Annotated in this window: 1 rRNA gene; it reads right to left on the bottom strand. The window is 59.9% G+C overall.

Features of this window, described 5'->3' with window-relative positions:
• Positions 1 to 2 precede the first annotated feature (2 nt).
• Positions 3 to 571: ribosomal RNA gene (locus tag ACI790_RS19860) — 23S ribosomal RNA — on the bottom strand; the annotation flags it as partial.

Below are 571 nucleotides of genomic sequence, written 5' to 3'. Positions count from 1 at the left end.
CCTCGGCCTGTTAGTACCGGTCAGCTCCACACCTTGCGGTGCTTCCACTTCCGGCCTATCAACCCGCTGGTCTGGGCGGGGGCCTTACCCGGTTGACCCGGTGAGAGACCTCATCTTGAAGCGAGCTTCCCGCTTAGATGCTTTCAGCGGTTATCCCTGCCGAACGTAGCTAACCAGCAGTGCACCTGGCGGTACAACTGGCACACCAGAGGTTCGTCCGTCCCGGTCCTCTCGTACTAGGGACAGCTCTTCTCAAGTCTCTTACGCGCACGGCGGATAGGGACCGAACTGTCTCACGACGTTCTAAACCCAGCTCGCGTACCGCTTTAATGGGCGAACAGCCCAACCCTTGGGACCTACTCCAGCCCCAGGATGCGACGAGCCGACATCGAGGTGCCAAACCATCCCGTCGATATGGACTCTTGGGGAAGATCAGCCTGTTATCCCCGGGGTACCTTTTATCCGTTGAGCGACACCGCTTCCACATGCCGGTGCCGGGTCACTAGTCCCAGCTTTCGCTCCTGCTCGACCCGTCGGTCTCGCAGTCAAGCTCCCTTGTGCACTTGCACTC

Source organism: Blastococcus sp. SYSU DS0539, from assembly GCF_054050855.1.
This window is presented reverse-complemented; position numbering and strand designations above follow the sequence as displayed.